At 57.1% G+C, this 23113-nt stretch carries 21 protein-coding genes; 12 read left to right on the top strand and 9 right to left on the bottom strand.

Features of this window, described 5'->3' with window-relative positions:
• The first annotated feature begins 1 nt into the window (after position 1).
• From FHR99_RS09455 to FHR99_RS09445, 3 genes are read left to right on the top strand one after another with little or no spacing between them, the layout of a single operon-like run.
• Positions 2-430 carry a hypothetical protein gene (locus tag FHR99_RS09455; RefSeq protein ID WP_183410411.1) on the top strand — a complete coding sequence of 143 codons (429 nt, stop codon included), beginning with the start codon at positions 2-4 and terminating at the stop codon, positions 428-430.
• Between the two features lie 11 nt (positions 431-441).
• Positions 442-1317, top strand: a complete 876-nt coding sequence (locus FHR99_RS09450) for a hypothetical protein (RefSeq protein ID WP_246386701.1) — start codon at positions 442-444, stop codon at positions 1315-1317.
• Positions 1314-2651 carry an MFS transporter gene (locus FHR99_RS09445; RefSeq protein ID WP_183410409.1) on the top strand — a complete coding sequence of 446 codons (1338 nt, stop codon included), beginning with the start codon at positions 1314-1316 and terminating at the stop codon, positions 2649-2651. Before FHR99_RS09450 ends, FHR99_RS09445 begins: the two co-directional genes overlap by 4 nt.
• A gap of 3 nt (positions 2652-2654) precedes the next feature.
• Here FHR99_RS09445 and FHR99_RS09440 read toward each other — a convergent pair whose 3' ends face one another.
• Positions 2655-3152: an NUDIX domain-containing protein gene (locus FHR99_RS09440; protein WP_183410408.1), complete on the bottom strand. Its 498-nt coding sequence runs from the start codon at positions 3150-3152 to the stop codon at positions 2655-2657.
• 94 nt (positions 3153-3246) lie between these two features.
• On the opposite strand from FHR99_RS09440, the gene FHR99_RS09435 reads away from it, so the two are divergent.
• Complete coding sequence (locus FHR99_RS09435; protein WP_183410407.1) at positions 3247-4017, top strand: SDR family NAD(P)-dependent oxidoreductase; 771 nt, start codon at positions 3247-3249, stop codon at positions 4015-4017.
• A gap of 26 nt (positions 4018-4043) precedes the next feature.
• Here the strand turns inward: FHR99_RS09435 and FHR99_RS09430 are convergent, their stop codons facing one another.
• The 3 genes from FHR99_RS09430 to FHR99_RS09420 all read right to left on the bottom strand — a co-directional run bounded on the left by FHR99_RS09430 (position 4044) and on the right by FHR99_RS09420 (position 6503).
• A complete protein-coding gene (locus FHR99_RS09430; protein ID WP_183410406.1) occupies positions 4044-4823 on the bottom strand; it encodes an outer membrane protein in 780 nt (259 codons plus the stop codon).
• 112 nt (positions 4824-4935) lie between these two features.
• Positions 4936-5619, bottom strand: coding sequence for an NAD-dependent deacylase (locus FHR99_RS09425; protein ID WP_183410405.1), 684 nt, complete (start codon positions 5617-5619; stop codon positions 4936-4938).
• A 2-nt stretch (positions 5620-5621) separates the two neighbouring features.
• Entirely contained in the window at positions 5622-6503 is an 882-nt protein-coding gene (locus FHR99_RS09420; protein ID WP_183410404.1) for a TIGR03620 family F420-dependent LLM class oxidoreductase, read from the bottom strand.
• 210 nt (positions 6504-6713) lie between these two features.
• Between FHR99_RS09420 and FHR99_RS09415 the strand changes: the two genes are divergently transcribed.
• Positions 6714-8978 (top strand): putative bifunctional diguanylate cyclase/phosphodiesterase, encoded by a 2265-nt coding sequence (locus FHR99_RS09415; RefSeq protein WP_183410403.1) that lies wholly within the window; start codon positions 6714-6716, stop codon positions 8976-8978.
• Between the two features lie 35 nt (positions 8979-9013).
• On the opposite strand, the gene FHR99_RS09410 is transcribed toward FHR99_RS09415, so the two are convergent.
• From FHR99_RS09410 to rpmE, 4 genes are all read right to left on the bottom strand, one after another.
• Entirely contained in the window at positions 9014-10258 is a 1245-nt protein-coding gene (locus FHR99_RS09410) for a malic enzyme-like NAD(P)-binding protein (RefSeq protein WP_183410402.1), read from the bottom strand.
• Between the two features lie 174 nt (positions 10259-10432).
• Positions 10433-11752: a serine hydrolase domain-containing protein gene (locus FHR99_RS09405; RefSeq protein ID WP_183410401.1), complete on the bottom strand. Its 1320-nt coding sequence runs from the start codon at positions 11750-11752 to the stop codon at positions 10433-10435.
• A 2-nt stretch (positions 11753-11754) separates the two neighbouring features.
• Complete coding sequence (locus FHR99_RS09400; RefSeq protein WP_183410400.1) at positions 11755-12570, bottom strand: thermonuclease family protein; 816 nt, start codon at positions 12568-12570, stop codon at positions 11755-11757.
• Positions 12571-12583: 13 nt separating this feature from the next.
• A complete protein-coding gene (gene rpmE, locus FHR99_RS09395) occupies positions 12584-12805 on the bottom strand; it encodes a 50S ribosomal protein L31 (protein WP_183410399.1) in 222 nt (73 codons plus the stop codon).
• Positions 12806-13004: 199 nt separating this feature from the next.
• Here rpmE and FHR99_RS09390 point away from each other — a divergent pair, with 199 nt between their 5' ends.
• The 7 genes from FHR99_RS09390 (at position 13005) to FHR99_RS09360 (ending at position 22332) form a co-directional block, all read left to right on the top strand.
• Positions 13005-15182, top strand: a complete 2178-nt coding sequence (locus FHR99_RS09390) for a primosomal protein N' (RefSeq protein WP_183410398.1) — start codon at positions 13005-13007, stop codon at positions 15180-15182.
• A 144-nt stretch (positions 15183-15326) separates the two neighbouring features.
• Positions 15327-17009 carry an arginine--tRNA ligase gene (gene argS, locus FHR99_RS09385; RefSeq protein ID WP_183410397.1) on the top strand — a complete coding sequence of 561 codons (1683 nt, stop codon included), beginning with the start codon at positions 15327-15329 and terminating at the stop codon, positions 17007-17009.
• Positions 17010-17558, top strand: a complete 549-nt coding sequence (locus tag FHR99_RS16585; RefSeq protein WP_183410396.1) for an SPOR domain-containing protein — start codon at positions 17010-17012, stop codon at positions 17556-17558. It begins immediately after the preceding gene.
• Positions 17559-17713: 155 nt separating this feature from the next.
• Positions 17714-18256 (top strand): ATP-dependent protease subunit HslV, encoded by a 543-nt coding sequence (gene hslV, locus FHR99_RS09375; RefSeq protein ID WP_183410395.1) that lies wholly within the window; start codon positions 17714-17716, stop codon positions 18254-18256.
• Between the two features lie 31 nt (positions 18257-18287).
• Positions 18288-19604, top strand: a complete 1317-nt coding sequence (gene hslU, locus FHR99_RS09370) for an ATP-dependent protease ATPase subunit HslU (protein ID WP_183410394.1) — start codon at positions 18288-18290, stop codon at positions 19602-19604.
• A gap of 11 nt (positions 19605-19615) precedes the next feature.
• On the top strand, positions 19616-20017 hold the full coding sequence (locus tag FHR99_RS09365; protein WP_183410393.1) for a gamma-butyrobetaine hydroxylase family protein: 402 nt from the start codon (positions 19616-19618) through the stop codon (positions 20015-20017).
• A gap of 101 nt (positions 20018-20118) precedes the next feature.
• Entirely contained in the window at positions 20119-22332 is a 2214-nt protein-coding gene (locus FHR99_RS09360; protein ID WP_183410392.1) for a molybdopterin-dependent oxidoreductase, read from the top strand.
• Positions 22333-22335: 3 nt separating this feature from the next.
• Here the strand turns inward: FHR99_RS09360 and hisF are convergent, their stop codons facing one another.
• The gene (hisF, locus tag FHR99_RS09355) at positions 22336-23112 is read right to left on the bottom strand and encodes an imidazole glycerol phosphate synthase subunit HisF (protein ID WP_183410391.1); all 777 of its coding nucleotides are present in this window, start codon (positions 23110-23112) and stop codon (positions 22336-22338) included.
• Position 23113: the final 1 nt, after the last annotated feature.

Here is a 23113-nt window from a genome sequence, read left to right as displayed (position 1 = left end):
TATGACCGGGTTCCAATTCGCAGTAGTGTGTCTGGCAGCCGGCACATTGGCTGCCTGCAGCGGCTCCCGACTGCAAGACAACGAGACCGAAACCTTTAGCCCCCGGATTCAGCAAGACGGCAGCAAGCTGTTTGACTATCGCCTGGATTCTCCGTCCAGCGGTGATCTCAAACCGACGCTGGTATTCGACGCCAACGAACCCACCGACATGAATACGCCGCCGGAAATGTCGTCGTATTCTGCGGAGGACGAAAAGGCCAGTATCGAAGCCCGCGTCATGTCCCTACTGGACAAAAAACTCGAGACCACTGGCTACTGCCGCGAAGGCTACGTGGTGATTGAGAAAGTGATTGGCTTCACCCATTCCACCGTGATTGGTGAATGCCGCGAAGCTGCCAGCGCCGACGACAGGGAACAATTCAGCCCGTAAGGAGACATTGCTTGTCGGTATCCGACGCAACACTGACAGACTTCATCCGCCAACACAGACTACCGGACAGCTTTGACGGGCTGGCCCGCCGTTACTATCTGCCGCTGCTCGAATGGTTGCAGCAACAACGCGAGCATCCACTGGTACTGGGTATTAACGGCTGTCAGGGTTCGGGCAAATCGACCCTCGCGGATTTTATTGCCCGCGCACTTGGCGAGCAGGGAAAATCGGTAGCGGTATTGTCGATTGATGATTTCTATCTAACCCGCGCCGAACGCAAGGCGCTGGCTGACCAAATTCACCCCCTACTGCAAACCCGCGGCGTACCCGGCACTCACGATCTTGGGTTGGCCATGCAGACCCTCGATAGTCTGCTGGGGCAGGGTGCGGATAAATCTACAAAATTGCCGCGCTTTGACAAGAGCTGCGATGATCGCGCGCCAATGTCGCAATGGCCGGAAATCCGCGGCCCTGTCGACTTCATTATTCTCGAAGGCTGGTGCGTCGGCTCACGCCCGCAAGCTGATAGCGAACTGGAGACAGCCGTCAACCAACTGGAAGCCGAAGAGGACAGCGGCCGCCGCTGGCGCAATTTCGTAAACGATGCCCTGCAAAATTACCAGCAACTGTTTTCCCGATTGCATAAAATGTTGCAGCTGAAAGCGCCCGATTTCAGCTGCGTCTATCACTGGCGGCTGGAGCAGGAACAGAAGCTGGCTGCCCGCTCGCCAGACTGCAGCGGCGTCATGAGCGCCCAGGAGATCGCGCGCTTCATTCAACACTATCAACGTCTGACCGAGGCCAATCTTGTCACATTGCCCTCCCATGCTGACGTTATCTTCGAACTGAACACCGAACACGGAATCGATACCGCCCACTACTCATGACCCAGATTGTTGTCGCCCTATCTGCCCTGATTATCAGCGTCGTGCTATTCGCGAGCGGTAATGCCTTCGTCAATTCGCTACTGGGCGTGCGCATGAGCCTGAATGGCGTCGATCCGATGACCATTGGTATCGTGCTGTTTTTCTTTGCGCTGGGTTTTGTGATCGGTTCGCGCATATGCCAGCGCATTATTCAGCGTGTCGGCCATATACGCGCCTTTGCGGTGTTTTCAGCCTGCATTGCCATTGCTGCCCTCGCCTACCCGCTATGGCAATCCATGTGGGTGTGGGGCGTGCTGCGCTTCGCCAGCGGTATCGCGGCGGCGGGTCTTATCATGACCGTAGAGAGCTGGTTCAGTTGTGTGGCCACCGAGGGCAATCGCGCGCGCCTGTTTTCCACCTATCAGATCTTTTTCTATTCCGCCGTGGCCGGCGGCCAGTTACTGCTGCAGGTCGCACCGCCGGAGTCTGCCATTCCTTTCAGTTTGGCGGCCATCCTGCTGGTGGCCTCGCTGATACCGCTGGCCATGAGTCATATGCACTCACCCAACATTGAGGCGGTGGAAGCCCTGCCCATGCTGGAGGTCTATCGGGAGGCGCCGCTAGGCGTGATTGCTTCACTGATAAACGGGGTGGTGATGAGCGGTTTTTATGCCATGGCACCCGTTTACGCCACCAGCACCGGGCTGAATGTGGAACAGATTTCGGTCTTTATGTCAGTCGCCATCATGTCGGCCATGGTGATTGCAGCCCCAATCGGCTACTTCTGTGACCGCCACAACCGGGCGCGGGTGATGCTGGTAGTGGCTATCATTTCCGGACTGGCTGGCGGTGTCATTTTCGTACTCGGCAATCTGAACTTTTTCTGGATATGCGCCTTTACCGCCGTTTTCTTCGGGCTATCCGCCTCGGTCTACTCAATTGCCGTTGCCATTACCAACGACCGCATGACCCAGAACCAGATTGTCGCTGCCAGTGCGACCCTGTTGACGGCCTACGGGATAGGTAACCTGGTTGGCCCATTGCTGAATGCCGGCGTCATGGACGCCATCGGACCCAATGGTTTCTTCCTGGCAAACACCGCATTGCTGGGCCTACTGGTGGTGTTTATCCTGAACGATCTAAGCCGGGTACCGCCGATCTCACCGGAAGAACAGGAAGACTTTGTTGCCGTCTCGCCGGATGTACTGCCAGTTATGGTGGAACTCGACCCGCGTAACGAAGATTACAACGAAGACGACAGGACCCTGGAAGACCTGTTTTTTGATCCTAAAGAAGACGAATCGGAAGAGGCAGGCGACGAGGAAGCCGTCGCCCGTACCACCCCGGAAAGCTAAAACTCAGAAAGCCAATTCGGCTTCAATACCTTTCGACGCAAGCCAGTCGATAATGGCGAGACCGGTGCCCATCTTCCAGCCCTTGAGTTCATTGATCGGCACAATCTTGTAGTCGTCCAGCTCATGATTCAGCTTGATCTCACCCGCCGCTTTTATGTGGTAGGCGATAATCACCTGATTCTGCTGGGGGAAGGCGTAGGCGCCAACCAGTGACGTCTCCAGCGCATGTAGATTGAGCTCTTCCAGGGTTTCGCGCTTGGCACATTCCAGCGGATCTTCACCCGCCTCCAGAAAACCGGTAATGATGGAATAAAAGGTTTTCGGCCAGCTCACGTTGTGCGCCAGCACTACACCGCCTTCCACTTCCACAATCATCGCCACCACCGGTGTCGGGTTGTTCCATTGCACGAAACCACAGGCCTTGTCGGGGCAGCCTTTACGAATCTCGCTGTCGATCAGGACTTCACCCATCGGGCTGGCGCATTGGGGGCAGTAATTCATGGCGACCTCTTATCATTTTTTGCAGAAGGGCCGATTTTGCCACAGAGCGTGATCGTGAGACCATTTTCACTTTGTTAATCCACAGGGAAGCACTATGGATTTGGGTATCAGCGGCAAAACCGCGCTCGTAACGGGCAGCCACCGGGGTACCGGTGAAATCATCGCCAGCACACTGAAGGCCGAGGGCGTGCGGGTGATTCGCCACGGACTGAAAGAAGAGGACCTCGCCGGTGAAGGTTTAAGCGTATGGGGCGATCTTGCCACCACAGAGGGCTGCGACCGTATCGCCGCGCAACTGCATGATATGGGGGCGCGGGTTCAGATTCTGGTCAATAACTACGGCACCGCCAGCCCCGGAAAATGGGGCAAGACCCCGGAAGCCGACTGGTTGGATATGTATCAGAAAAACGTGATGTCGGTCGCGCGCCTGTGCGAGCTGGTGATTCCGCAGATGAAAAATGACGGCTGGGGTCGCATCGTAAACCTCGGCACCATCGGCAGTCATCAGCCCAATAGCATCATGCCCCACTACTACGCGGCCAAGGGGGCGCTGGCAACGCTGGGGGTCAGCCTAACCAAAGAGCTGAGCGGCACGGGAATTACCGTGAATACGGTATCGCCCGGGTATATCCGCACCCCTGAACTGGAAGCGGGTTTTAGGCTAAAGGCCGAAAAGAAAGGCTGGGGCAGTGAATGGGCCGAGATTGAACAAAAAGTGGTGGAAACCGAATTTCCCAACGCTTGCGGCCGTCTGGCCAGCCGCGAGGAAGTTGCCGAGCTGGTGACCTTCCTCTGCAGCGAACGCGCCGCCTTTATCAATGGCCAGAATATCCGGATTGACGGCGGCGCAGTGCGCTACGTGTAGTCGACTTGTTGCGAGAAAAACCGACCTTAGAAGCGGTACTTCAACTGAGTGTGCACGATTTGAAAATCAAAATCGTCGTCACTACCCTCGGCGTTGGTGCCGCCTGATGCGGCATCACCAAAGGCATTAAATGCGCCGTTGCTGCCGCCTATGCTCTGCTCACCGCTAAAGTTCGTTGCAAAGTCAGCAGCCCCCAAATCGACATACTGATATTCGAAAGCAAGTGTCAGCGAAGGGTTGAGCCGCACTTCCATTCCGACACCGACGGTATAGCCCAGGCCACTGCCGTCATCATCGTCAGCCTCGCCGCGAAAAGCGCCGGAATTCCCCTCCCAACTGTAGTCGACATCACCGTGGGCCACGCCCGCTTTGATATAGGGAAGAAATGCGTGCTCGCTGGCAAAACCGATCCGCCCGGTGAGAGTTGTCAGAACATCAATTTCACGACGCTCAATATAGGTCGCCGGCGTGGCGGAAAAGGCACTCTGCTCCTGCGAAAGATCCGCAGCATTTACCGACAGCTCAACACCATAAACATAGGCGCCCTGCTGAAAATCGTAACCGGCCTGCAAACCCAGTAGCGAACCCGCATTGAATTTGCCTTCGAAGTTGTCACCAAAGGCGTTATCAATCGCCTGGCTATTGTCGGAGCCATCTACCCGGCGGAATTCCAACTCGCCGTTGTCGCCGGGATTAAAACCAAAACCGCCGCTGAAACCGAGGTAATAACCCTGCCACTGCTGCTGGGCAAAAACGGAGGAACTGGCGAGGACCAGCGCCCCTGCGAGGGATAGTTGCTTATTCATATAGACCTTCCTTGCGTTTGTCAGATCAGACGTTGAACGCGCGCAAAGCATTGAGCAAAAACGCGTTAACCGTCTGTTACGAACAAAGGCCTACATTGGATTTTCAGAAGCGCTATTTGCCGAGTTCCCAGCGCTGACACAAGACGGGCACGTGCTCTGTTGCCGGTCCCTGCAACCATTCAAAGCCCGCCGGCACCCGGTCGAGTTCGGGTGCAACCACCACCCGCTCAGCAGCCGGCGGTGCCAGTTCGATAAAACCGGCCGCGGGATAAACGGACAAGGAGGTTCCCACCACCAACAGGCGGTCAGCCTGCGCAATTGCCTCACAGGCTTCGTCGGTGTTGTGCACCATTTCGCCAAACCAGACCACGTGCGGTCGCAACTGGGAACCGAGTTCACACACATCACCCCACGCGATATCTCGATCTCCGAGATCATATACCAGCGATTCCCGCTCGGTAGAACGGGCCTTGGTCAACTCCCCGTGCAGGTGAATTACGTTGCTGGAACCGGCGCGCTCGTGCAGGTCGTCTACATTCTGGGTAACAACCACCACCTCACAGTGCTGCTCCAGTTGAGCCAGCGCAAGGTGGGCGGCATTGGGTTTTACTTTGCGCAAGCCCTGCCGCCGGGCGTTGTAAAAATCCAGTACCAGATGCGGGTCGCGCTGCCAGGCTTCCGGCGTCGCTACGTCGTAAACCGAGTGGTTGTGCCACAGCCCGCCGTTGTCGCGAAAGGTTGGCAAACCACTTTCGGCGCTGATTCCCGCGCCACTGAATACGACCACCCGCGACATGGCTATTCCGCTGTCAACGGTGCCAGCTTGCGCACCGCCTCCAGATCAAAACCATTCTGGCCATCTTTGCGCAGGGTTTGAATGCACACATGATCGGCTCCGGCCTGCCAGTGTTCACGGATACGCTCAGCCAGAGCATCTTCATCACCCCAGGCAACGATGGCATCTACCAGTCGATCCGAACCGCCGTTGTCAAAATCCTTTTCTTCAAAACCCAGGGTCAGCAGATTGTTGCGATAGTTCTGCAGGCCGATGTACGTCGACATAAAGCCCCGCGCAATGCGCCGCGCTTCGGTGGGATCGGATTCGAGCAGCAGCGTCTGCTCAGGCGCCAATAATTTATCCGGCCCCAGCAATTCACGAGCTCGGGCGGTATGCTCTACCGGGACAAAATAGGGATGGGCACCATCGGCTTTTTCGGCCGCCAGCCCGAGCATGTTTTTGCGCAAGGCGGCCAGAAGACGCAAGCCTTCTTGCTCCGGTTGCGGACCGGCGTACAGCGACTCGTCCATCAGTTCCAGATAGCGCCGCATGGTAGACACCGGCTTGCCGTAATCGTGATGCCGAAAGCCACTGACCATCTCCGGGTGAGAGACGCCCAAACCCAGCACCAGTCGACCGCCACTCAGCCCGTCCAGCGTTTTGCGTACTGCCTGCATCGCCATGGCATCGCGCGCATAAATATTGGCTATACCCGTCGCCAGCTTCAGCGTTTTTGTCTGTTTCGCGATCAGAGCCAGTGTCACAAAAGGATCGCAGCCAACGGCCTCTGGAATCCAGAGCGCGGAATAGCCCAGGGCTTCGATCTCCCTGGCGAACTCGGCCGCGCCATCAAAGCCTGCGTGATCAACCCAGGCCCAAATACCCAGTTTTCCCAACGACATTCCGCTCTCCTTATATTCATTTCGATATAGCGTAGAAGCTGTTGATGCTACTTTCATCTAGATCACTTGGCAAAGCGCTCACTACTATCCGCATCAGCTATACTGACTCCTACCGTCCGCGGTATACCACTGCGGTGAAACCCTAAGAGCAGGAGCGCTCTCAGTATCGTTTACTTACGCTCACCAAGGTTTACTGGAACAGGTAAATCGATGCGAACAGATAGACTAAACTTATCCAAGCTGGGAGCTACCGGGGTTACTACCCTGCTGTTGCCTTTTTCTGCTACAGCTCACCCCATGATTACACCCGCCGGGCTGATGAATTTTGCGGAATTCAGCCTGATAGCACTCGGGCTTTTGGCAGCCGTGCTTTTCATACAGCACACACGCATGCTGCGCAGCCGCGAACGTGACTTTCGGGAGCGCTTGGATGCCCTGCCGCATATTGTCTGGCGTACCGATACTCGCAATGAGCTGTTGAACTTAAGCGGTGCCTTTGGCCGCCTGACCGGCATGTCCCCTGCCAGTGCCAGCATCACTGACTGGATCGACGTTATCCACCCCGACGACCGTGAACAGGCCTACCGCCTCTGGGGAGCCGCCATGAAGGACGGCCGCCCTTTTACCACCGACTACCGCATGCGTATGGCCGACGGCAGTTATCGCCACTTTGAATCACAAGGTGTGCCAATTGTGGATTCGGAGGGCGAAATCAGCGAATGGGTTGGCTCAATCATTGATATACACGAGCGCAAGCAGGCTGAGCTTGCCCTGCTGGAAAAAGAAGCCAGCCTGCGACTTGCCGTCGAGGGTGCCAATATCGGCTTCTGGGACTGGAATCTGAGCACCAACAGCATTCGCTTTTCACAGCAGTGGAAAACCCAACTCGGCCTCACCAGCAATAAGTTTCCGGAAACCTTGGAGTTCTTTCAGTATTTGATCCACCCGGATGATCAGGAGAAAGTGCTCGCGCTGAAAACACAGATTCAGAATAACCCACGCGGTCAGTTCAGTATCGAGTACCGGCTCGCGCACACCGATGGTGAGCATCGCTGGATGCTGTCACCGGCCACCGTTATTGAAGATCCCCAGACCCGTGAACGGCACCTTATTGGCGCCAACATCGACATCAGTGAGCGGAAGGCTGCAGAGCAACGCATGGCACACCAGGCGAGCCACGACGAACTGCTGAACCTGCCAAACCGCCGTGAGCTGAATGCCCAGCTCGGGAAGGTTATTGCACGGAATCAGGAAGCCGCGCTCATTCTGATTGATCTGGATGACTTTAAATCCACCAATGACAGTATGGGGCACGAAGTTGGCGACACCCTGCTGCAGGCCGTCCGCAACCGACTGCAATCCTGCCTTGGCCAAGGCGATCTACTCTATCGGCCGGAAGGCGATGAGTTCGCTGTCCTGGTAGAAAATTATGGCGACCGGGAAGCACTCCTCGGCCTTGGCTACCGCCTGCTCAATCGACTGGCCGAGCCACTCAACATAGATCAGCAGCGCATCTTCATCACTGCAACCCTCGGCATCAGCCTGTATCCGGAACACGGTGATCAACCCGAACAGTTGATGCGCTTTGCCGACGCGGCGCTCTACCGCGGCAAACGCAGTGGCAAAAACTGTGTCCGGGTGTTCGACCCCAGCATCACGGCTGATATGCAGGAATGGAATCATCTCAAGAATGCGCTGAAGTGCGCGATTGAAAACAACGAGCTCAGCGTAGCTTTTCAGCCGCAGATTGAACTGCGCAGCGGCCGTGTCGTCGGTTTTGAAGCGCTGGCGCGCTGGCTCAGTCTGGACCTGGGCCACATCACCCCCGAACGTTTTATTCCAATTGCCGAAGCCGCAGGCATGATTGATCAGGTAAGCCAGAGTGTCGTCGCCCAATCATTGAACCTGATACAGCAATGGACGGAAGAACAACGCAAAGCACTCTACGTAGCCATCAATATCTCTACTCACCAATTGCATGACGCCACTTTTGTCAGTCGTATCAAGCAACAGGTTCGTGAAGCCGGCATACCCTGCCATTGCATCGAATTGGAAATCACGGAAACCAGTATTATGCAGGATATTGATATCGCATTGACTGCGTTGCGTGAACTGTCAGAGGCAGGCTTCCGGCTGGCAATTGATGACTTTGGTACAGGCTATTGCAACCTGAGCTACCTGAAACAGATGAACGTAGAGCGCCTGAAAATTGACAGCTCTTTTGTGCGAGATATGAACGCCAGCAATAGCGACGGCAAAATTGTTCAGGCGATTATTGCACTGTCACATAGCCTGGGGCTGGAGGTGACTGCGGAAGGCGTGGAACACCCGGATCAAGTGGAGCTGCTACATGCAATGGGATGTGAGCAGGCACAGGGCTATTACTTTGCTAAACCCATGCCTGCAGAACATGTTCAGATCTATCTCGATCCGGACATGTCGAACGTCACGCCCATCACCAGCCGCAAACCCTGAGGCGCTACTGCCGCGAGTCGCGACACGCAGAATCACTACAGAGGGTAATGCTCCGGATACGGCAACTGGGCGACACCGGAATCCACGGCCGCTTGAGCAACGGCAGCCGGCACCCGACTCAGCAGGCGAGCATCCACCGGCTTGGGAATGATGTAGTTGGGGCCGAATTCCAGATTACCGCAGCCGCAGGCATCGATAACTTTTTGCGGCACGGGCTCTTTGGCCAGTTCGCGAATAGCATGCACCGCTGCCACTTTCATTTCTTCGTTGATACGACGCGCGCGTACATCCAGTGCGCCACGGAAAATGAAGGGGAAGCCCAACACGTTATTCACCTGATTGGGGTAATCGGAACGACCGGTGGCCACAATCAGGTCATCGCGCAGGGCGTGGGCCAGCTCCGGCTTGATTTCCGGATCCGGATTGGAGCAGGCAAAAATGATGGCCTTGGGCGCCATCGACATGAGCATTTCTTCGCTCACAAGATCCGGGCCAGACAAGCCCACAAAGACATCGGCACCCACCATGGCATCTGCCAGTGTGCGCGCGTCGGTGTCGTTTTCAAACTCTTCTTTGTACTCGTTCAGACCTTCGCGGCCGGGGTAAATCACACCGCGACGGTCGATCATGAAAATGTTTTTGTACTGGGCACCGAGAGCAATCAGGAGCTTCATACAGGCAATGGCGGCTGAACCCGCGCCGAGGCAGACAATTTTTGCCTCCTCAATGGTTTTGCCCTGAATTTCCAGCGCGTTCAGCATCCCGGCGGCGGTCACAATGGCGGTACCGTGCTGGTCGTCATGAAATACCGGAATATTGCACTGCTCAATCAGAATACGCTCAATCTCAAAACATTGAGGCGCCTTGATGTCTTCAAGGTTGATACCGCCGAAGGTGTCAGCAATGCGCACTACGGTATCGATAAAGGCCTGAGAATCCTCGGCATTCACCTCAATGTCGATGGAATCCACGTTGGCAAAGCGCTTGAACAGCAGGGCCTTGCCTTCCATTACTGGTTTGCTGGCCAGCGGACCCAGATCACCGAGGCCCAGAATGGCGCTGCCGTCGGAAATAACCGCTACCAGATTACCTTTGGCAGTGTATTTGTAGGCCAGCTGAGGATCGCGCGCGATCTCCCGCACCGGCTCGGCCACACCCGGGCTGTACGCCAGAGACAGATCCCTCTGGGTTTCCGCAGGTTTGGTGAGCTGAACGCCGATTTTGCCCGGCGTCGGTTCGGCGTGATACGCCAGCGCAGCGCGCTTGAATTCCTCAGACATTTGCTTGGGGTCCGGATGCTTGTAATACCGATAAAGTGGCGCAGAAGCATATAGAAAAGCGAAGGGCGCCTCAAGGGCGCCCGGAGCCGCTTTTTATCACATTTGGCGCATATTCAGGGTGTTTACTGTGAATACTTCAAGCCTTTGCACAGGCCCGGTGCAAAGGCAGCAGAGTCAACTTGCCGGCCGGTACTGAGGCAGCTCATAGAGACCATCCACACAGGGCTCGCAGGCCTTGTTGATGCTGTTCAATACGCTGAACAGCAGTGGCACGATGTGGCTACCAATCACCGGCTTGCCACTGGTAACAATTGAAGCCGACAGATCCCGCTGCGGATCAGCCCAGCACAGGATATTGGTGAAACCGAGATGCCCGTAAGCGTGGTGGGTATCCACCCCATACAAGCCGGCCGGCTTGCCGCCCAGCATCATGCCGGCACTGTAGCGCATGGGCAGCATCAGCGACTTGTCGAAGCGGGCACCACCCACCTCGCGGGTACCGCGCAGCACGGTGACCGGGTCCAGTACGCGCTGGCCATCCCACTCGCCGCGCTGCAGCATCATCTGGAAGAAACGACAGGCTTCTTCGGCGGTTGCATAAATATTGCCCGAGGGGATCACCGACGACATAAATTCGGGGCTGTTGGAAATCTCTATGGCCTCAGACACAGTAGCACCCAGCACATTGGTCAGCACATTCTCGATGGGCTTGGGATTTTTGAGGCCGGTTTCGTAGTGCCGCGCCACGGTCGGCTGGAGTTTTTCATCAATACCGTAGGTGAAGTACTTCATGCCCAGCGGCTGACGAAACACCTTGTCCAGATACTGCTGAATGGTCATGCCGGTCGTGACCTCCACCAGTTTGGCCATCACAAACCCGCCAGTCACCGCGTGGTAGGCCGAGACTCGGCCATCGCTGTGCAGGGTTTCCATCTCGCAGATATGGCGCAGGGCCTCTTCGGGATCGTAAAGCACATCACGCGGCACGTCCGGCGCAATGCCCGGCACCCCGGCACGATGGCATAGCAAATCGTGTACGGTGATATTGGCCTTGCCGCCGGCGGCGAACTCGGGAATGTAATAACTGACCGGCGTCAGCAGGTCTATATGACGCTCCTCCGCCAGCTTGTGAATCAGCATGGCCGATACGGCTTTTGAAGACGAAAACAGGCACACCGGCGTATCGAGACTGCCCACCACCGGCTCACACTCGCCCATTGCGCCCGTCACGTAACCCAGCGAGCGATTCATGATCATTTCGCCGTGACGGCGGATACAGACCGACACAAAAGGATGCGCACTGCGTCGGTAGAAACTTTCTACCGCTGACCAGATGCCTTCGACATCCTCGGGAGAAACGCCGCTTTTTGCTGTTGCCTTGGATTCTTTCGGATCAATATCCGTCAGGGGCGCGAGGTCTTCCGGAACCACAAAACCGCGAAAAATTTTGCGTTCCAGTGCCTGCAGCAACTTCTTTTTACGGGCCAACAGCATATTCAGTCCTTATCCAGTTCCAACATCGCCGGATGACGCAGCGACATCATGTGCGCAGGATAGCGCGGGTTGTGACCACTTCTATAAATCAACCATCCACGCACCGTCAACTTCTCACCCGCCAATGATTCGATGTCGATGCCAGAAAACCAGGGCAAATCGCGCTTGCTGAGGCGCAGCGACAGATTCCGGTCAATTTCCACCCAAATGGCGCTGCGACTGGAGTCAACGCGACTTACCGTTCCGGTCACGCGCTGGAAGCCCCGGTGGCGTTTGTCCAGCTCGCTCGCCTTCAGCAGCGGAGCGACCTCATTCCAGACACCGCGACGGCGTTTGCGAGCCTCGCCCTCAGCTTGTTGCAGACAGCTCAGATCCGACACATTGGGCGGCACGACTATGTGCCAGCCCAGCCCCTGTAACAATAGGTATTCCCCTAAGTGGCCGCGATCCCGGGCACGATATACCGCCGCCAGCGTGCGGCCGTGACGATCAGTCGCTTCCTGCCCAACCGCCAGCAACAGGTCACGCCCTAGAAAACGCTCTACGGCTTTGGCGGCTTCTACAGCAAAAGGCTCATGGGGCTTGCCATCGCGGCCTATTTCCGGGGTATTCACACCGATCAGGCGCACCATTCGACCATCGGTCAGGCGCAGGGTATCGCCATCGACCACACTGTCGAGTCGGGCAGCTTCGAGATTGGCAGGAGGGGAACAAAGGGCCCGACCGGGCGCGGCCATCGCCAGAGAGAGCTGGCCCAGAAAGAGAAAGGCACAAACAAAAACGCCCAGCCAGAGTTGGCCGGGCGCTTTCTTATTCATACAAAAAAGCCTGTTAGGCTTTCTTGGCACCACCACGTGCGCCGAAACGCTTGCGGAAGCGATCAACACGGCCGCCGGTGTCCATCATCTTCTGGGTACCGGTGTAAAACGGGTGACACTTTGCACATACGTCGAGGTGCATGTCCTGACACAGGGTGGAACGGGTCTTGATCACGTTGCCACAGCTGCAAGTCGCTGTAATTTCTTCGTACTTGGGATGAATATCCGCACGCATGATGGGGTCCTCTCGTGCACCGCCACCTGATCTCTTGCCAGGCACCGTGCAGGTCATCAGTCAATAAAACCGTCCCAAGCCGTCTTTTGGAATAAGGCCGGGGGCGAAACAGGCGGCGAATCTTACCAGAAGTTGGCCAATAATCAACCGAAAAGCCCGTGTCTACTGATTTTGCCAAGGCTTTCTATATAATTCGCCGATGCTGATTCTTGATGTCGCCGTTCCCTGCCCCCTGCGCCGCAGTTTCGACTACCTGCCCCCCAGCGGAATAACCGCTGCAGAGCCCGGTATGCGCGTGCTGGTGCCCTTTGGCAACCGCCGTCTGGTGGCGGTGGTGCTTGGCTGTAAAAACGAAACCCAGGTTGATCACGCCAAGCTGAAGCCCGCCATCGAACTACTGGACACCCAGCCGACCCTCGGCAAGGACTTGCTGGCCCTGGCCCAGTGGGCCTCCAACTACTACCACCACCCTATTGGGGAAGTGCTGCAGCAAATGCTGCCGGTGCGCCTGCGCAAGGAAAAACCCGCCCGCGATCAGATGGAACCGCACTACCGCTTAACCGAGGCCGGTCGTGAGGCCCTCGCCAGCGATAGTCTGGGCCGCGCCCGAAAGCAGGCAGAACTGCTCGACTGGCTCAGCCATCAGCAGGCCGCCAGCCGCAGCACCCTGAAGCAAAATGGTTTCGATTACCCACAAATCAAGGCACTGGTCGACAAGGGTTTTATTGAGGCGGGCGATGCCGCCGCCATGCCGGTCACCATTGCCGAGGGCAAGACGCTCAACCCCGAACAACAGCACGCGGTGGAGAGCATCGCTGCCCACGCGGGCAAATTTCAGCCCTTTTTGCTGCAGGGTGTAACGGGCAGCGGCAAAACCGAAGTCTACCTGCAAGCCATCGAACACTGCGTCAAGCAAGGCAAACAGGCGCTGGTACTGGTGCCGGAAATCGGCCTGACCCCGCAAACCCTGCGCCGCTTTGAAGCCCGCTTTCCAGCCCAGGTGAGCGTGCTGCACTCAGGTCTGGCAGACGGCGAGCGCCTGTCGGACTGGCAGCGGGCCGGACGCGGTGATTGCTCAGTGGTGATCGGCACCCGCTCTGCGGTGTTTACGCCCTTCAATTCACTCGGCCTGATTATTATCGACGAGGAACACGATCCCTCTTACAAGCAGCAAGACGGCTTTCGCTATTCCGCCCGCGATATTGCCGTCAAACGTGCCGCCGACCACCACTGTCCAGTGGTGCTGGGCAGCGCCACGCCCAGCCTGGAAAGTTTGCACAATGTGCAGCAGAACAAATATCGCCACCTGCTGCTAAACGAGCGCGCCGGCGGCGCCCAGCCTCCGACCATCAAGTTGCTGGATATTCGCAACAGCGAATTGAATAACGGCCTGGCGCCAGACAGCCTGACGGCGATTGGTGAAACGCTGGGCAAAGGCGAGCAGGCGCTGGTCTTTCTCAACCGCCGCGGATTTTCGCCGCTGCTGCAATGCCACACCTGCGGCTGGGTGGGGCAGTGCGATCACTGCGATGTAAGCATGACCGTGCACTTTGGTCGCCGCCAGTTGCGCTGCCACCACTGCGATGCTTACAAGCCGCTGCCGGACGTCTGCCCCGATTGCGAGAATCACAGCCTGACCTTCAAAGGCCCCGGTACCGAGCGTCTGGAGCAAACATTGAAAGGCGCCTTTCCGGACACTCAGGTCATTCGCATCGATCGCGATACCACCGGTGGCAAAAGCGCCATGAGCGAACTGGTCAGCACGGTTAACGAAGGCAAACCCTGCATCCTCGTAGGAACCCAAATGCTGGCCAAGGGCCATCACTTTCCGCTGGTAACCTTGGTGGTGATGCTGGATATAGACGGCGGACTGTTCAGCCCCGACTTTCGCGGTGCGGAACGGGCCGGCCAATTACTGACTCAGGTGGCGGGCCGCGCCGGACGGGCCGAGCGCCCCGGCACCGTATTGATTCAAACTCACGCCCCGGATCACCCTATTCTGGCGACACTGTTAAAACAGGACTACAGCCCCTTTGCCGAGCGCTTGCTGGCCGAGCGCAAGCAACTCGGCCTGCCGCCCTGCAGCTTCACCGCTGTGATTCGCGCTGAAGCCAATGCGCTGGAGGCTTGCGACCGCTTTCTGCAGGCCGTCAGACGCGACACCGGCATGCCCGGCAACGGCAACCAGTTCCTCGGCCCCCTGCCCGCACCGATTACCCGTAAGGCCAATCGCTACCGCTGCTCCCTGATTCTGATTGCGCAGGACAGAAAGCAGCTCCATGCCCTGCTCAACCGCGCCCGCCGGGCCGCTGAGCCCCTAAAACCGGGCTTTGCCCTACGCTGGACCATCGACGTCGACCCGCTGGAGTGGTTTTAAGGGCTGTGGAGTGTGACGTCCGCCCCTGCCAGCGCTGGCAGGGCAACCGCGAAACAGGGATAATACCGGCCCTCTTATAGCAGCACACAATTCAGCTGCACCCAAAATTGCAAATACAGTACACGCAGGAGTTTTCCACCCGCCATGAAGGAAGAGATCGTCACCCTGATCGAGCAAGCCGTTGCCGCCCTGAAAGCCGGCGACTGGCCCGCAGACCTCGAACCCAAGGTGCAGGTGGAGCAGACCCGCGACAAAAGCCACGGCGATTTTGCCAGCAACGTCGCCATGACGCTGGCCAAACCGCTGCGCAGCAACCCGCGCGCCATTGCCCAGCAGATTATCGATGCCCTGCCCGCGAATGATCTCGTAAGCAAAACCGAAATCGCCGGCCCCGGCTTTATCAACTTCTTTCTGAATGCCGACGCCGCCACCGGCATTATCAATACTGTACTGGCTGCCGGTGAAAGTTTCGGCCGCAGCGACAGCGCGGCTGGAAAAAAAGTACAGGTGGAATTTGTATCCGCCAACCCGACCGGCCCCTTGCATGTGGGCCACGGTCGCGGCGCCGCCGTGGGCGATGCCCTGTGCCGCCTGCTGGAAGCTACCGGCCACGATGTAACCCGCGAGTTCTACTACAACGACGCCGGCGCCCAGATCGACAACCTCGCAAAGAGCGTGCAGGCGCGCTGCAAGGGCCTTGGCCCGGACAGCCCGGAATGGCCAGAGGATGGTTATCGCGGCCAGTACATCGTTGATGTCGCCGAGTCGTATATGAAAGGCGACAAGGTCGACGCCGAAGACAAACACGTGACCGGCGCAGCCGATGCCGACAATCTTGAAGCCATTCGCGATTTCGCCGTGGCCTACCTGCGCCGGGAACAGGATCTCGACCTGAAAGCCTTCGGCGTCGATTTTGATGTCTACTTCCTCGAATCCTCACTCTACGAAGAAGGCAAAGTCGAAGAAGCGGTTAACACCCTGATCGCCAACGGCTACACCTACGAAAAAGACGACGCTCTGTGGCTGAAAACCACGGACTTTGGCGACGACAAAGACCGCGTTATGCGCAAGCGCGAAGGCGGCTACACCTACTTTGTTCCCGATGTGGCCTACCACCTCAACAAGTGGCAGCGTGGTTTTAAAACCGTGATTAACGAACAGGGCGCCGACCACCACAGCACCATTACCCGCGTACGCGCCGGTTTGCAGGCACTGAACGCCGGTATCCCTGAAGGCTGGCCCGACTACGTGCTGCACCAGATGGTCATGGTCATGCGCGGCGGCGAGGAAGTAAAAATTTCCAAGCGCGCCGGCAGCTATGTCACCCTGCGCGATTTGATCGACGAAGTGGGCCGCGATGCTACCCGCTATTTTCTGGTCGCTCGCGCGCCCAGCTCCCAGCTGACCTTTGATATTGATCTGGCGATTTCCCAGAGCAATGACAACCCCGTGTACTACATTCAGTACGCTCACGCCCGGGTGTGCTCTGTTATTCGCAAACTGGCGACGCAGGGTTGGAGCTGGTCCGTGGAAAGCGGCTGCAACACACTGGATCAACTGTCTGCAGAAGCCGAACTCGCCCTGATGAAACGCCTGTCGGCCTTCCCGGATGTGGTCGCTACAGCCGCCGCCAATTTTGAGCCCCACACCATTGCCAATTACCTGCGCGAACTGGCGGGCGAATTCCACAGCTACTACAACAGCAACAAAGTACTGGAAGACGACGAAGCCCTGCGCAACGCTCGGCTTGCACTTTCCGTAGCGGTGCGTCAGGTTATTGCCAACGGTCTGAGCCTGTTGGGCGTGTCCGCGCCGGAGGAAATGTAAGTGGCCAACAATCGCAGCCGCAGCCGCGGTGCAACCCGCCAGAACAATACCGGTGTGCCGGCGTGGGCCATATTCTGCGCCGGCGCCCTGTGTGGCGGCTTTCTGACCTTTCTGGTCTTTCTCGGCGGTGTCGACTCCGGTGACAGCAAGGCGGACGTGGCCAGTAAAAACGCGCCCAAACCGGCCAAGCCTGCCAAACAGACAACGACCGAAACCCAGTTCGACTTTTTTACCCTGCTGCCCGAGCGCGAGGTGATCGTGCCCGAGGAACAGCAGCCCCGGGAAGAAAGCAGCGCCAATCAGGAACAGTTTCAGTACATCCTGCAGGCAGGCTCTTTTAAAACCAACGCCGACGCCGATCGCCGCCGCGCGGAACTCCTGCTGCTCGGACTGGAAGCCAAAATCGAAGCCGTGGAGGCCAATGGTGATACCTGGCACCGGGTTTATGTAGGGCCCTTTACGTCCCGTTCAAAGCTTTCCAAAGCGCGTACCACCTTGATTTCTGAAGGGATTGAGACCTTGCTGCTGAAACGTAAGGTCGCGGGCTAACCCTTTACCCCTCACCCCAACCCTCTCCCAGTGGGAGAGGGGGCGCCCTGAATTCTGATGGAGGGCACCCTCTCGGACAGGGAGAGGGACAGCGCTTGAAATCCCCGGCCCCGCCCCCATATCGTCCTGATACCCGCCAACAATCGAGGCCCCAAGTGGAACAATACCGAGGCACAACCATTCTCTCCGTGCGCCGAAACGGCCAGGTCGTCATCGGTGGCGACGGTCAGGTGTCCATGGGCAACACCGTGATGAAAGGCAACGCTCGCAAGGTGCGCCGCCTCTACGGCAACAAGGTACTGGCCGGTTTTGCCGGTGGCACAGCCGATGCCTTTACCCTGTTTGAACTGTTTGAAGCTCAACTGGAAAAATACCAGGGCCACCTGACCCGCGCCGCGGTAGAGTTGGCCAAGTTGTGGCGCACCGAGCGCGCCCTGCGCCGTCTTGAAGCCCTGCTGGCCGTAGCCGACAAGGAAACCTCGCTGGTGATTACCGGTAACGGCGACGTAATCGAGCCGGAAGACAATCTGATAGCGATTGGCTCCGGCGGCCCCTTTGCCCAGTCTGCCGCCCGCGCCCTGCTGGATAACACCGAACTGCCCGCCCGCGACATTGTGGAAAAAGGCTTGTCGATTGCCGCCGACATCTGCATTTACACCAACCACAATCGCGTTATTGAAACTCTGGATTACAACTGATCTCCCAGAGCACCAGAACACCGGAGCCAACATGTCACAAATGACACCCCGCGAAATCGTTCACGAACTTAACCGTTTCATCATCGGCCAGGACAAGGCCAAACGCGCCGTCGCCATTGCCCTACGCAACCGTTGGCGCCGCATGCAGCTCGATGAAGATCTGCGCGCCGAAATCACCCCTAAGAATATTCTGATGATAGGCCCGACCGGCGTGGGTAAAACCGAAATCGCCCGCCGTCTGGCCAAGCTCGCCAACGCGCCCTTCCTGAAAGTAGAAGCGACAAAATTTACCGAGGTGGGTTATGTGGGCCGCGATGTGGAATCCATCATTCGCGATTTGGTTGATGTCTCAATCAAGATGCACCGCGAAGCGGAAATGAACAAAGTCCGTCATCGCGCTGCCGACGCCGCCGAAGAACGCATTCTCGATATTCTGCTGCCACCCGGCCGAGGCGAAGAAGCTGACAAGGAAAATTCAACCCGCCAGCTGTTCCGCAAAAAACTGCGTGAGGGCGAGCTGGACGACAAGGAAATTGATATCGAGGTTAATGCCTCGCCGATGGGCGTCGAAATCATGGCTCCGCCCGGCATGGAAGAAATGACCAACCAGTTGCAGAGCATGTTTTCCAATCTCGGCAATCAGCGCAAAAAATCGCGTCGCATGACGGTAAAGGCAGCGCTGAAACAAGCCACCGATGAAGAAGCGGCCAAGCTGGTTAACGAGGAAGAAACCAAAGCAGAGGCTATTGCCGCGGTTGAACAGAACGGCATCGTATTTCTCGATGAAATCGACAAAGTGGCCAAGCGCCAGGAAACCGGCGGCGCCGATGTATCCCGCGAAGGCGTACAGCGCGACCTGCTGCCCCTGATTGAAGGCAGCACCGTCAGCACCAAACACGGCATGGTCAAAACCGACCATATCCTGTTTATCGCCTCCGGCGCCTTCCACCTGAGCAAACCCTCGGATCTGATTCCGGAATTGCAGGGCCGCCTGCCTACACGTGTTGAACTGGAAGCTCTGACCCCGGATGATTTCGAGCGTATTCTTACAGAACCGAGCGCTTCACTGACTGAGCAATACATCGCCCTGCTGGCAACCGAAGGCATGACCGTTGAATTCACCAAAGACGGTATTCGCCGCATTGCCGAAACCGCCTGGGAAGTGAATGACCGCACCGAAAATATCGGCGCCCGCCGCCTGCATACGGTTCTGGAACGGCTCTTGGAAGAAGCCTCCTACGCGGCCACCGATGCCAGCGAAAACAAGCTGGTGATTGATGCCGCCTATGTGGATGCGCAATTGGGCGCGCTGGCGCAGGACGAAGATCTCAGCCGCTTTATTCTCTAAGGTTCAATACCATGAGCGACAACACCACCCCCGTCGGCATAGAACTTCACCAGAAATCCCGCGAGCTGGAGCTGATCTATGCCAACGGGGAAAAGCACCGCCTCAGCTGCGAACTGCTTCGGGTACTGTCACCTTCGGCTGAAGTCCGCGGCCACGGCAAGGGCCAGGAAAAGCTGCAGACCGGCAAAATTAATGTCGCGATTACCGACATCGTGCCGGTCGGCAACTACGCCATTCAACTTAAGTTCAGCGACGGCCACGACAGTGGCATCTATTCCTGGAATTACCTTCGGGACTTAGTCGATAACCGCGAGCAGTATTGGCAGGAGTATCTACAGAAACTGCACGAAGCGGGTGCGAGCCGCGACCCGGAGGTGCAGGTGGTGAAATTCTTCGACGCCGGCAAGGAATAACCCCCTCCTTGCGCACTAAAAATGACAGCCTTGTCATCCTGAAAGGCCCCCGATAGGCTAAAGTCGTAACTATTACGATAATAAACCGTCGGGAGCCCGCCATGACCGAAACTCTCTATCGAAGCTGCCCTACCTGTGAAGCCAGCTGCGGCCTGGTGCTGGAGGTCGACCGGGCATCCAAACAGGTTATCTCGATTAAGGGCGACCCGGAGGATGAACGATCAAAGGGCTACGTCTGCGCAAAATCCCAGGCCTTTCGCTATGTATACGAAGATCCGGAGCGTCTGCGCCAGCCGGTTAAAAAAGTGGATGACCAGTGGCAGACCATTAGCTGGGAACAAGCGCTTTCCGAAGTAGGCGAGAAGCTCGGCAAGCTGCGTGAGCAACATGGCAAAGACAGTATTGCCATGTACTACGGCAACCCCAATGGCCATAACTTCAGTAGCATGGTCTATACCGAGCTATTCACGCAAATGCTCAACACCGAGCGCTTTTTCTCGGCGGGCTCGGTAGACCAACAACCCAAAAACCTCAGCTGCGAGCTCCTTTACGGCAACGCCTGGGTCTTTCCCATCCCAGACATCCAGCGAACCGACTTTTTTGTTTGCATGGGCGGCAACCCACTGGTGTCTCAGGGTTCACTGATGTCAGCACCCAATGCCGAAGCGCAATTAAAAGGCATTCGCGAGCGCGGTGGGCAGGTGTGGACCATTGACCCCCGCCGCACCGAAACCGCAGCGATTGCTGACCAACATCTGTTTATCAAACCCGGCACCGACGCCTATCTGTTGTTTGCGTGGGTAAATGTTTTATTTGAAGACAATAAAGTCTCACTGGGCAGACTGGAAAATATCGTCGACGGCGTCGACACCGTGCGCGATTTGGCCAAAGCATTTACACCGGAAAATACCGCCGACATTACCGGCGTACCCGCCGCTCAATTGCGCGATCTAATCAACGCCTTTAATCAGGCTGAGTCGCCTGTTCTCTACGGCCGCATCGGTCTTTGCACTCAGGAATTCGGCACCCTTGCCAGCTGGCTGGTAGATGTTGTGAACCTGCTGCAAGGGCGACTCGATGCCCCCGGCGGCGCCATGTTTCCGCAAGCGGCGACAGAATTACCTCCACCAGCAGAACCCGTGCAAAGCGAAGTGGGCCACGGCCGTTTCAAAACCCGCGTGCGCGGCTTTCCCGAATACATGGGTATGATGCCGGCCTCACTGATGGCCGAGGAACTGGCCTATCAGGGCGACGATAAAGCGCGTGCGCTGATTACCGTTGCCGGCAACCCGGTTCTGTCTGTACCGAACGGCGAAGCCATCCGCGAGGCCATGCAAGGTCTGGAGCTGATCGTTGCCCTCGATTTCTACATCAACGAAACCACCAGTCTGGCCGATTACATTCTGCCCTCAACCTCGCAACTCGAGCACAGCAATTACGACTTCCTGTTTCAGACTACAGCCGTCAGAAACTTCGCACGCTATTCGCCCCAGATTTTTGAACCCGATTCGGATGCTCGGCATCAGTACGAAATCATGACGGAACTGGTAGCGCGGATTAACGGTATGGCTGCGGATGACCTGCACGCCATGATGGTAGAGGGGCTCGCCGCGCAAATTGCTTCATCACCAAAATTTACCGGGCTCGATGCCGAAAAGATTAAAACCGCAACCAGCGAACACAGTGGGCCGGAACGCCTGCTCGATATGATGCTGCGCGCAGGACCTCACGGCGATGGCTTTGAACAAGGCGAAGGCTGGAATCTTCAGAAAATCAAAGCTGCAGAACACGGCGTGGACTTTGGCCCTCTGCAACCTCGCCTGCCGGATTTACTGCAAACCCCGGACAAGCGACTGAATATCGCTCCGGCATTGATCACCGATGACGTAGAGCGCCTGACCGCAGCCATGCAAACCGCAAACAGCGGCTTTCGCCTGATCGGCCGCCGTCATATTCGAGATATGAATTCCTGGCTCCACAATATCAACCAGTATGTGCGCGGCAAGAATCGCTGCACCCTGCTGGTTCATCCCGATGATGCAGAGAGTCTTGGACTGAGTGAGGGTGGCCATGCCATCGTCAGTGGCGCCGGACGCAGCGCGACCGTAGAGGTGGAAATCAGTGACAGCATGATGCCCGGCGTGGTCAGCCTGCCCCACGGCTTTGGCCACCGCTTTAGCGATACCGGTCAAAGCACGGCCAGAGAGAAAAGTCCCGGCGTGAGTTGCAATGATCTGATTGACTGGACGGTACTGGACGTACCGTCTGGCACCAGTGTGGTCAACGGCGCCAAGATAGAGGTGAGGGCGGCCTAAAGCTTACAGCCGCATCTCGATGCCGTGCTCAGCCATGTATTTTTTGGCCTCGGGCACGGTGTATTCGCCAAAGTGAAAAATGCTGGCCGCCAATACGGCATCGGCCAAACCCTTAGTCACACCTTCAACGAGATGATCGAGATTGCCTACACCGCCGGAGGCAATCACCGGCACCTGTACGGCTTTGGAAATACGTGAGGTCAGATCGTTGTCGAAACCATTCTTGGTGCCATCGCGATCCATGCTGGTCAACAGAATTTCACCGGCGCCGTAGTTCACCATACGCACCGCCCACTCGATGGCATCGATGCCGGTTGCGCGGCGACCGCCGTGAGTAAAGATTTCCCAGCGCGGCGTGCCGTCGGCGTTAGGCTCAACCTGTTTGGCGTCTATCGCAATGACGATGCACTGCGAACCAAACTTGTCGGCCGCAGCTTTTACAAACTCCGGGTTTTTAATCGCCGCTGAATTGATACCCACTTTGTCGGCACCGGCATTGAGCATATTGCGAATATCTTTCAGCTCGCGAATACCGCCGCCCACGGTCAGCGGAATAAACACTTCACTGGCGATCTGCTCCACCGTGTGCACGGTGGTGTCGCGCTCCTCATGGGTGGCAGTGATATCAAGGAAGGTGATTTCGTCTGCGCCCTGATCGTTGTAGCGGCGCGCGATTTCAACCGGGTCACCGGCGTCGCGAATGTCGACAAAATTCACGCCTTTCACAACGCGACCATTGTCCACGTCGAGACAGGGAATAATGCGTTTAGCCAGTGCCATA

Origin of the sequence: Litorivivens lipolytica (assembly GCF_014191715.1) — a bacterium.
Taxonomy (GTDB): Bacteria; Pseudomonadota; Gammaproteobacteria; order Pseudomonadales; family Spongiibacteraceae; genus Litorivivens; species Litorivivens lipolytica.
The sequence above is the reverse complement of the archived record's forward strand: the minus strand, read 5'-3'. Positions and strand labels throughout refer to the sequence as shown.

Coding starts and splice junctions, on each gene's coding strand:
- FHR99_RS09420 (WP_183410404.1), bottom strand. CDS start 6,503: ATGTCGTTGGGAAAACTGGGTATTTGGGCCTGGGTTGATCACGCAGGC.
- FHR99_RS09390 (WP_183410398.1), top strand. CDS start 13,005: ATGCTGATTCTTGATGTCGCCGTTCCCTGCCCCCTGCGCCGCAGTTTC.
- FHR99_RS09455 (WP_183410411.1), top strand. CDS start 2: ATGACCGGGTTCCAATTCGCAGTAGTGTGTCTGGCAGCCGGCACATTG.
- hslU (WP_183410394.1), top strand. CDS start 18,288: ATGTCACAAATGACACCCCGCGAAATCGTTCACGAACTTAACCGTTTC.
- FHR99_RS09425 (WP_183410405.1), bottom strand. CDS start 5,619: ATGTCGCGGGTGGTCGTATTCAGTGGCGCGGGAATCAGCGCCGAAAGT.
- hisF (WP_183410391.1), bottom strand. CDS start 23,112: ATGGCACTGGCTAAACGCATTATTCCCTGTCTCGACGTGGACAATGGT.
- FHR99_RS09440 (WP_183410408.1), bottom strand. CDS start 3,152: ATGAATTACTGCCCCCAATGCGCCAGCCCGATGGGTGAAGTCCTGATC.
- FHR99_RS09365 (WP_183410393.1), top strand. CDS start 19,616: ATGAGCGACAACACCACCCCCGTCGGCATAGAACTTCACCAGAAATCC.
- FHR99_RS09410 (WP_183410402.1), bottom strand. CDS start 10,258: ATGTCTGAGGAATTCAAGCGCGCTGCGCTGGCGTATCACGCCGAACCG.
- FHR99_RS09430 (WP_183410406.1), bottom strand. CDS start 4,823: ATGAATAAGCAACTATCCCTCGCAGGGGCGCTGGTCCTCGCCAGTTCC.
- argS (WP_183410397.1), top strand. CDS start 15,327: ATGAAGGAAGAGATCGTCACCCTGATCGAGCAAGCCGTTGCCGCCCTG.
- FHR99_RS09445 (WP_183410409.1), top strand. CDS start 1,314: ATGACCCAGATTGTTGTCGCCCTATCTGCCCTGATTATCAGCGTCGTG.
- FHR99_RS09415 (WP_183410403.1), top strand. CDS start 6,714: ATGCGAACAGATAGACTAAACTTATCCAAGCTGGGAGCTACCGGGGTT.
- FHR99_RS09360 (WP_183410392.1), top strand. CDS start 20,119: ATGACCGAAACTCTCTATCGAAGCTGCCCTACCTGTGAAGCCAGCTGC.
- FHR99_RS09405 (WP_183410401.1), bottom strand. CDS start 11,752: ATGCTGTTGGCCCGTAAAAAGAAGTTGCTGCAGGCACTGGAACGCAAA.
- rpmE (WP_183410399.1), bottom strand. CDS start 12,805: ATGCGTGCGGATATTCATCCCAAGTACGAAGAAATTACAGCGACTTGC.
- FHR99_RS09435 (WP_183410407.1), top strand. CDS start 3,247: ATGGATTTGGGTATCAGCGGCAAAACCGCGCTCGTAACGGGCAGCCAC.
- FHR99_RS09400 (WP_183410400.1), bottom strand. CDS start 12,570: ATGAATAAGAAAGCGCCCGGCCAACTCTGGCTGGGCGTTTTTGTTTGT.